The organism is Vibrio makurazakiensis (assembly GCF_050337375.1).
GTDB classification, from domain to species: domain Bacteria; phylum Pseudomonadota; class Gammaproteobacteria; order Enterobacterales; family Vibrionaceae; genus Vibrio; species Vibrio makurazakiensis.
Genome location: NZ_JAKJSW010000172.1, coordinates 1 through 8,993 on the forward strand (window position 1 = coordinate 1; position 8,993 = coordinate 8,993).

Genomic DNA, 8,993 nt, shown 5'->3' on the forward strand with positions numbered 1-8,993 from the left:
GTCAGCCAGAAACGCTCTCTTGCTACCAATCGACGATTGATAACCATTTTGAAAGTGGAAAGGGGGCGATGCTTATTGAAGTCAAAACACCTCCTGAACAAGCATCTTCTCAGCTGAAACAGTTCGCTCATTTGTTAATGGAAACGCTTAATTAAGGATTTTGTATGCTTTCATCAATACGACAACCAGCGGTATCCGAGCATTCTCAAGCACCATTATTGGTTTTTTTACATGGTTTACTGGGAACTGGTGAGGATTGGAAAGAATGTGCTGATCTGCTCCCTAATTTCCATAAAATTATGATTGATCTCCCAGGGCATGGAGAGAGTCGTTTTGTTGATACAGAAGGCTTTGATGAAAGCTGTAAAATGATTAAACGCACAGTTGAACAGCAAATGTCGCTACTTAACTTGTCAGCTCAGCACCCTGTTATCGTTGTGGGTTACTCTCTCGGTGGCCGACTTGCTATGTATAGCCTAGCTCATGGTTATTTTGATTCTTTGAACCTGATTAAGCTGGTGGTTGAAGCCGGAAACTTTGGTTTAGAGACAGAAGAAGAAAAAGCTCAGCGCTTAGTCAACGATACTAAATGGGCAATTAGATTTGCTCAGCATCCAATTGATGAGGTTTTGTCCGATTGGTATCAACAAAGTGTTTTTTCTTCACTAAACCATGAGCAAAGACAAACTTTAGTATTAAAGCGTAGTGGTAACCTTGGAGTATCCGTAGCAAATATGTTGTTATCTACTTCGTTAGCAAAACAACCAGATTTACGTGCTACATTGAATGCTTATCAACATTTAATTCATTACGTTTGTGGTAAAAAAGATCAGAAATTCATAGATCTAGCGACACTAAGTGGTTTTGAATTTAGCGAAGTTGATTTTGCAGGGCACAACGTTCATTTTGAACAACCTGAGCAATTTAGCGATGTGATAAAGCAACAAAGTAACGTCTAGACCATGGTATTTACCATGGCTAACTAAGAGAACAATGGGAATCACCATGGCAAAAACAGTTGGCATCACCGAAGAAGAACTTTACGCAGCAGTACAATGGAATGATTGCAGCAACGATTACGAAGATATTCAATATCACAAATCAGAAGATGGTATTGCAAAGATCACCATCGCGCGTCCTCAAGTACACAATGCATTCCGCCCTCAAACCGTAAAAGAAATGATCAATGCATTAGCTGATGCTCGCTATGATGAAAGAGTGGGCGTGATCATTTTAACAGGACTGGGTGAAAAAGCGTTCTGCTCTGGTGGTGACCAAAGTATTCGCGGTGACTACGGTGGCTACCAAGATGACTCAGGCACACACCACCTTAATGTTTTAGATTTCCAACGCCAAATTCGTACCTGTCCGAAACCGGTTATTGCGGCTGTTTCCGGTTGGGCTGTCGGTGGCGGTCACGTTCTGCATATGATGGCAGATTTAACAATCGCGGCTGAAAACGCACAATTTGGTCAAACTGGCCCTAAAGTCGGTTCATTCGACGGTGGGTGGGGGGCTTCTTATATGGCTCGTATCGTTGGCCAGAAGAAAGCTCGTGAAATTTGGTTCTTATGCCGTTTCTATGACGCTCAAGAAGCATTGGATATGGGTTTAGTAAACACTGTTGTTCCTGTTGAAGAGCTTGAGAAAGAAACCGTTCGATGGTGTCGTGAAGTACTGCAACATAGCCCAATGGCGCTACGTTGCCTAAAAGCAGCATTAAACGCCGACTGTGATGGTCAAGCGGGTCTTCAAGAGTTAGCCGGTAACGCGACCATGATGTTCTACATGACTGAAGAAGGCCAAGAAGGGCGTAACGCATTTAACGAAAAGCGTCGTCCAGATTTCGATAAATTCCCCCGTAATCCGTAAGAACTTCTAAAGTACTTAAAAGGAGCAGTTGACGCCTGCTCCTTGTTTGCTTTAAGACCCTTTGTCTATGATGTACCTATCATGACTTCTCTGTAGAAAATCTCATCAGCCACAAGGTTAATACTATGCGCCAAGCTAAACTTTATCGTTACCGTCTACCAATGGATAGCGGTGTGATCCTTCGTGAAACAAAACTGACAGAACGTATTGGTTATGTCGTTGAGTTGAAAGAGGAAGGTAAAGTCGGGCGAGGGGAGGTTTCCCCATTAACTGGCTTTAGTTTGGAGACCGTTGAAGAAGCTGGTATTCAACTTCAAGCTGAACTTGAACGTTGGGTACATCAACAAACTTTAACGCCTGAAAAAGAGCTGTACCCTTCTGTTGCTTTTGGTTTTTCTATGGCTCAGTTGGAGCTTGCTGGCGGTTTACCGCAACAAGGAAATTACCAGGCAGCGCCGTTATGTACAGGCGATCCAGATGAATTGATTCCTGTGTTAGAGCTGATGCAAGGGCAGAAAGTCGCCAAGGTAAAAGTTGGCCTGTATGAAGCGATTCGTGATGGTATGTTAGTGAGCCTGTTCTTGGAATCTATCCCAGATTTGCATTTGCGACTAGACGCCAACCGAGCGTGGAAACCTGAAAAAGCAAGGCAGTTTATTAAGTATGTTGCTCCGTCTTTGCGTCAGCGTATTAGCTTTTTAGAAGAGCCGTGCCAACAGCCGGGAGACAGCTTGTCATTTGCCATTGATACTGGTGTAGCAATCGCATGGGACGAAACTCTTCAACATGCAGTGAAACGTTCGGACTTCTCATTGAATGATTTAACTGGCGCAAAGGCGATTGTCATTAAGCCAACGCTCATTGGATCAGTAGAAAGGTGTATTGGCCTTATTGAAAAAGCTGAGCAGCTAGGTATTCAAGCGGTGATCAGTTCCAGTATTGAAACCAGTTTGGGTTTGAATCAACTAGCTCGTCTTTCTCAGTGGAAACTGCCGAATGAAGTACCTGGGCTTGATACGATTGGTTTGTTTAAACAGCAATTAGAAACCTCATGGCCTGGGAGCGAATTACCCGTAGCGACCTTAGAACAACAAGAGCTTATTTGGGCTGCTTAGTTTAAACCTATCAATCAATTTACTGGCTACCTTATGATGTGCTCACTGACTAAAGAACCCTATCCTTGGGCGTTGTGGGCGCAAAAATGCCCCCAGCAATACGCCCTCATTACAACAGAAGCCAGTTATAGCTGGGCTCAACTCAATACCCTTATTGWACATTATGCCTTGATCCTTTCTCGACAAGGTCTGTCCGAAGGTGATGTTCTAACTATTGTTGGAAAAAATCAGAGTGAAGCTATCGTTGTTTATTTGGCAGCGTTAAGACTTCGAATTATTTGCGCTTTCGTAATGCCTCAGCCGATTAATCGTTTAGTTGATAAACTAATAACCCTTTACGGTGAAGTTGATAAAAAGCTTGGAGCTGGGAAAGCCAAACTGTGGTTGCTCGATGACGTCCAATATAGCGGTTCTGAGGTAGAGCGATGTAATGCTGATCTAATGTCTATCCCCAAAATCACTGAAGTAATAGAGGGTATAGAGGCTTCGGAATGTGTTATCCCAAAATCGGTTAATGTGAGCGATGAAGCTACAAAAACTACAGAGAAAACACTAGCGACAATTGTTTTTACCTCAGGGTCAACAGGTTCACCAAAAGCCGTTGCCCACACTTTGCAACAACACCTGTATTCAGCAAAAGGGCTTCTCGATGTCTTTTACTACACACAACAAGATCGTTGGTTGCTGAGTTTACCTATTTATCATGTCTCTGGTCTTGCGATACTACACCGTTGGTTAGTGGCTGGTGGCTGTATTAAGGTTGGATCGGGCCTGCTAAGTCAAGATGTTGAGGGATGTACTCACGCCTCTCTCGTTGCTACTCAGTTACAAAGACTATTGATTAGCCAGCAGCCACTTTCCTTAACTCATGTATTGCTAGGTGGTAGCCACATCCCGATCCAATTAGCGAAACAAGCTCAGAAGCTTGGGATTGAAACATGGGTTGGTTACGGGATGACAGAAGCAGCGTCAACGGTGACCGCGAAGCAAGTGGATTCCAATCATACTGCTGGGTTTGTTCTTAACCATCGAGCGCTGAAAATCTCAGAGAAAAGAATATTCATTGGTGGACAAACCTTAGCGTCGGGTTATTACTACCAAGGAAAAGTGACCCCTTTAGTCGATAAATCGGGTTGGTTTGATAGTAAAGATCTTGGAGTGTGGGTTAACGAGCAAATTTCTATTATTGGGCGAGCTGATAATCAATTTATATCTGGTGGCGAAAATATTCACTGTGAGGAGATTGAAGCGATATTGAATAGGCATCCAGACATTATTCAAGCGATGATTGTACCGGTTTCTGACTCTGAATTTGGACATAGGCCAGTCGCGATTATTCAATCGAGAAATGAGCTGAGCGCTGAGTGTGACCAGAAAAACTTAGAACAGTGGTTAGATGGAAGCCTAGAAAAATTCAAATGGCCGATTGCTTATTATCAAATGCCTGAAGAGCTTCTTAACAGTGGTATAAAAGTGTCTCGTTCTGCATTGAAGCATTGGTTAACGAAGAAGCTAACCGAGTACAAATTAGAAGAGTAAAAATAAGAAGAAGTGCAGGCTCGGTGACTAGGCGAAACTGCACTTCAAGGGGGCGTGGTGATGGTGAATCACCACTTTTTGCTGCTCTTTTAGTTGGCGAGCGCTTTCTTCATTTGCTCTGCAACTTTATCTACTTTTCCAAGCCCGATGATAACCTGAAGACCACCTTTTCCGACCGGAACAACGCCTGCTGCACCGAGCTTCTTCAGTTTGTCACTATCAGCAACAGAAGAGTCTTTAACGCTTAAGCGTAGGCGCGTAATACAGTTATCCACTTCTAGAATATTATCTGCACCGCCAACAGCTTCGATGTAGTTGTTCGCTAGTTCACTAAGGCCTTCTGGAGTGTTTGAAGTCTCTTCCTCATTTTCCATTTCTTCACCACGACCTGGTGTTTTTAGGTCAAACTTGATGATAGCGAAGCGGAATACTGAGTAGTAAATACCGAAGAAAACAAATCCTTGAAGTATCAGCATGTACCAGTTTGTTGCTAGTGGGTTCTGGCTTGAAAGTACGAAGTCAACCAAACCTGCAGAGAAACCAAAGCCTGCCATCCATTCCATACTCGCTGCAATATAAAGCGAGATACCCGTAAGCACTGCGTGTACTAGGTAAAGTACAGGGGCTAGGAACATGAAGCTGAATTCTAGCGGCTCAGTGATACCAGTGAAGAATGATGCCATACCAGCAGCCAGCATAATCGCGAAGACTTGGTTTTTATTTTTCGCATCTGCACAGTGGTACATCGCAAGCGCAGCAGCCGGCAGACCAAACATCATGATAGGGAAGAAACCTGCCTGGTACATACCCGTTTTACCTGGGATACCTGTGCCGTTCGCAATAGATTGAGCACCACCAAGGAAGTTAGGGATATCGTTAATACCGACAACGTCAAACCAAAATACAGGGTACAGGGCATGGTGCATGCCAACTGATAAGAATAAGCGGTTAAAGAAGCCGAATAATCCTGCTCCAACTGATCCCATGCTTTCAAGCTTAATGCCAAATACGATCAGTGCGTCGTAAACAGCAGGCCAGATGTAAAGTAATGCAAACGATAGAACCATACCTGCGATAGAGGTTAGGATTGGAACCAAGCGTTTTCCGCTAAAGAAAGCTAGTGCTTGTGGTAGCTCTACGGTTGAATAACGGTTGTAGATCTCAGCTGAGATGATACCGATAATAATACCGATGAACTGGTTGCTTATCTTACCGAATGCGTCTGGAACGTCACTCGCGTCAACTCCCATCAATTGTGCTACCGAACCCGGTGCGAGTAGGGTAGTGACAACAAGGAACATGACAAAGCCAGAAAGTGCAGCCGAACCATTTTTGTCACGGCTAAGGCCAAAAGATACACCGACAGCAAAGAGTACTGCCATGTTATCGATAATTGCAGCGCCTGATTTAATTAAGAATGCCGCTAGGATGTTCTCTGAACCCCAGCCAACAGGGTCAAGCCAGTAGCCGACCCCCATAAGAATTGCTGCAGCCGGTAATGTAGCAACTGGAACCATCAGTGCCTTACCAACCTTTTGCATATATCCAAGTATATTCATGTGTGCCCCTAAGATTTTCTAATTAATTTTTTTAATGCCTGCTGGGATCAAGGTTGAGTCAAAAAATTGATCTGGGCAGAAATTTAAGTAACTGCAATGATTAGAAACTTATTTAACGATGCGAACAAACGAATTGGGTAGTAGTATGAATTAAAATTTTTAATGGGACTTAAATGTGGCTAACCAGCAATTATTACTTCGAAATCTACATACATTTAACGTTGCGGCAAAACATATGAGCTTTACTTTAGCTGCTCAGGAGCTGCATTTGACCCAAGGCGCGGTTAGCCATCGAATTAAAGTATTGGAAAATGAATTGGGCTTTAGCCTCTTTGTTAGAGGTACAAGAAAGCTTGAGCTAACCAGCGAAGGCTATCGGTTTCAATCCACATTATCTAAATCTCTTCACAGTATTTTTTCCGAAATTGATGACATTAATGCGTCGGAGATGACTGGGGAAATTAATATCGCCGCGTCGACTGGTTTTACTAATGGGTGGTTATTACCTAGGTTGGCAGACTTTAAAGCGAAGTACCCGAACTTCAACGTCAATATTTTTGGCTATATGGAGCAGCAGGACTTTCACCATAATAATATCGATATAGCGGTATACTTTGGCACAGAGCAACAAACCAATGTTTATCGTCAACGACTATTTGGGGAGCAGTACATTCCAATATGTACGCCACAATACGCCAAGCAATTACGTATCTACGAAGATGGATTGGAGTCTTTAAAGCGAATTAACTTTATTCATGCACTTGGCTCTGATGCTTGGCAGCGTTGGATGGTCCATATGAATTTAGACGTGGATATTTTTAAACACTTCTATTGTGTGAGCCATAGAGAAATGGGATTCCTTGGAGCTAGCCACGGCTTAGGAGTTGCAATGGGGCGTTACCATTTCGTGAAAGAACAGATTGAATCTGGGGAACTTGTCACCCCTTATCCGTGCATGGAAACAACGTCGAGTTATGATTTGTTGTGTCCATTAGGAACGGAGAATCGTCCAAAAATAAGAACCTTCATTAACTGGGTTGAAGGGCAGGTTGAGTAGCAGTTAGTTAATTTAGAAATTAATTAGTTCAAAACTGAATTTATAATCCTTATAACCATCACTCATAATGAAACCTAATTCTAATGGAATAGTGAATAAAGGTTGAGTGATGAGAGTTATGCTAGTACTCGCAGTAGTGATACAAATTGCCGTTGCAATACAAAGTGATGGGTTAGCACGTGCGATAGCAGAGCTAACGGCTTTCTTGCTTGTTACTGCTTTAGTTATTGATCATAAAAAAGTAGTGAGTTCCAAAAAAGCCATCAACTACGAAGAGCCTTCAAAATCAGCTTAACCTGCGACAAATACTTTATCTATAGACTAATCATCCAAGCGGTTTAAACGACACTTACGGTTTAGGCCAGCATTAACCACGCCAATGAACCTGACGATATCATCGCCCACATAGACACCCCAAAGATCAACGGCTTAGCGCCAGCCTTTTTTAGCTTATCGACTGAAATCCCACAACCGATTAAGAATAAACACACGACAAGTGCACGTTTTGATATATCAAAAATCCCACTATAGATCGCTTCAAATTGCGGTATTGCATCGCTAATAAATATGGCTGCACAGTAGAAAACGATAAAGTAAGGAATAGTCACTTTTTTCTGCTCATTTCTAAATATCATTGCACTGATAAAGGCAATTGGAATGATCCAAAGTGCTCTTGCTAACTTTAGAGTCGTTGCGGTTGTGAGTGCTTCTTCACCATAGGCAGATGCCGCCCCGACAACGGAAGAAGTATCATGAATAGCAATAGCGGCCCATGTTCCAAAAGTATGTTGATCAAGCTCTAAGGCATGCCCGATGACAGGGAAAATAAATAGAGCAATTGAGTTAAGAACAAATACCGTTGCTAGAGCCAAGCCTATCTGCTCATCGTCGGCTTTGATTGCAGGGGCAACCGCAGCAATGGCACTACCGCCACAAATAGCAGTACCAGAGGAAATCAGATAGCCGGTGGTTTTGTCTAATCCCATGCGTTTAGCAAGCAGCCAACCGACAGATAATGTGCCAATAATGGTTGTAACGATAAGCCCGATACCATCACTAGTAACGCTTAAAGCTTGTTGGAATTGAATACCAAAGCCAAGGCCGACAATAGAATATGCCAGCAATTTTTTTGTAAGTTTTGCAATAGGTATTTCTAGCGGAACCAGCCCTAGGCTAGCTAATAGAAAACCAATAACTAACGCCGTTGGTGAAGTAGCCCAAGGGGTTAAGCAAAATAATATGGCGAGTGTAAAGGGTGCGACTTGTTTGAATTTCATCATACTTCTATTTGTGATGTTAACTTTCAGCCTACCAATTACTTGCGGCTAAGTAAGTCTAATTGATTTGAACATGCGTTAAGAAAAACTTAACGCATGTTTCCTCGAAGTTTGGATACAACACTGTGCATGTGCTCAGCAGATGCTTTTTCAGCGGGAACTGCTGGACCAGCTTCAATCTCTAACCTTGTCCAGAATCGGCTCGGTAGCCCTGAGCAAGCTTTGCCTTTGTAGCGACTAAAGTAGCTGCCCCATAGCCCTTTGAGCGACATAGGGATAACAGGCGTAGCAGAGCGGCGGATTATTATGTCTAGCCCACGCATGAATGGTCCAACTTCACCATCTGGTGTCAGAGTTCCTTCAGGGAATATGCAAACTAAGTGCCCTTCCGAAAGGGCTTGTTCGACCTCGTCAAAAGCACGTCTGATGGATTTACGGTTGGTTGCCGAAATTGGAATGACGCCTGCTCTTTTTAGGAACCTTCGAAGCGGTGGAAGGTTGGCGTAGTCTTCTTCCATTACGAATCGAATGAGCCTTGGGCAAACTGCGCTTAACAATAACGCGTCCATATAAC

At 43.2% G+C, this 8,993-nt stretch carries 9 protein-coding genes; 6 read left to right on the top strand and 3 right to left on the bottom strand.

Features of this window, described 5'->3' with window-relative positions:
- The first annotated feature begins 164 nt into the window (after nucleotides 1-164).
- The 4 genes from menH to menE all read left to right on the top strand — a co-directional run bounded on the left by menH (nucleotide 165) and on the right by menE (nucleotide 4,526).
- Nucleotides 165-959, top strand: coding sequence for a 2-succinyl-6-hydroxy-2,4-cyclohexadiene-1-carboxylate synthase (gene menH, locus L4C33_RS16505; RefSeq protein ID WP_428813510.1), 795 nt, complete (start codon nucleotides 165-167; stop codon nucleotides 957-959).
- 46 nt (nucleotides 960-1,005) lie between these two features.
- Nucleotides 1,006-1,872, top strand: coding sequence for a 1,4-dihydroxy-2-naphthoyl-CoA synthase (gene menB, locus L4C33_RS16510; protein ID WP_428813511.1), 867 nt, complete (start codon nucleotides 1,006-1,008; stop codon nucleotides 1,870-1,872).
- Nucleotides 1,873-1,997: 125 nt separating this feature from the next.
- Complete coding sequence (menC, locus tag L4C33_RS16515; protein WP_428813512.1) at nucleotides 1,998-2,987, top strand: o-succinylbenzoate synthase; 990 nt, start codon at nucleotides 1,998-2,000, stop codon at nucleotides 2,985-2,987.
- A gap of 33 nt (nucleotides 2,988-3,020) precedes the next feature.
- Nucleotides 3,021-4,526, top strand: coding sequence for an o-succinylbenzoate--CoA ligase (gene menE, locus L4C33_RS16520; protein WP_428813513.1), 1,506 nt, complete (start codon nucleotides 3,021-3,023; stop codon nucleotides 4,524-4,526).
- 89 nt (nucleotides 4,527-4,615) lie between these two features.
- On the opposite strand, the gene nagE is transcribed toward menE, so the two are convergent.
- Nucleotides 4,616-6,085, bottom strand: coding sequence for an N-acetylglucosamine-specific PTS transporter subunit IIBC (gene nagE / locus L4C33_RS16525; RefSeq protein ID WP_428813514.1), 1,470 nt, complete (start codon nucleotides 6,083-6,085; stop codon nucleotides 4,616-4,618).
- Between the two features lie 175 nt (nucleotides 6,086-6,260).
- Between nagE and L4C33_RS16530 the strand changes: the two genes are divergently transcribed.
- Complete coding sequence (locus tag L4C33_RS16530) at nucleotides 6,261-7,142, top strand: LysR substrate-binding domain-containing protein (RefSeq protein WP_428813515.1); 882 nt, start codon at nucleotides 6,261-6,263, stop codon at nucleotides 7,140-7,142.
- Between the two features lie 109 nt (nucleotides 7,143-7,251).
- A complete protein-coding gene (locus L4C33_RS16535) occupies nucleotides 7,252-7,437 on the top strand; it encodes a hypothetical protein (protein ID WP_428813516.1) in 186 nt (61 codons plus the stop codon).
- A 61-nt stretch (nucleotides 7,438-7,498) separates the two neighbouring features.
- On the opposite strand, the gene L4C33_RS16540 is transcribed toward L4C33_RS16535, so the two are convergent.
- Both L4C33_RS16540 and L4C33_RS16545 read right to left on the bottom strand, forming a co-directional pair.
- Nucleotides 7,499-8,419 carry a YeiH family protein gene (locus L4C33_RS16540; protein ID WP_428813518.1) on the bottom strand — a complete coding sequence of 307 codons (921 nt, stop codon included), beginning with the start codon at nucleotides 8,417-8,419 and terminating at the stop codon, nucleotides 7,499-7,501.
- A gap of 89 nt (nucleotides 8,420-8,508) precedes the next feature.
- Nucleotides 8,509-8,993, bottom strand: a 485-nt coding sequence (locus tag L4C33_RS16545) for a 1-acyl-sn-glycerol-3-phosphate acyltransferase (RefSeq protein ID WP_428813517.1), incomplete at its 5' end; no start/stop codon positions are given.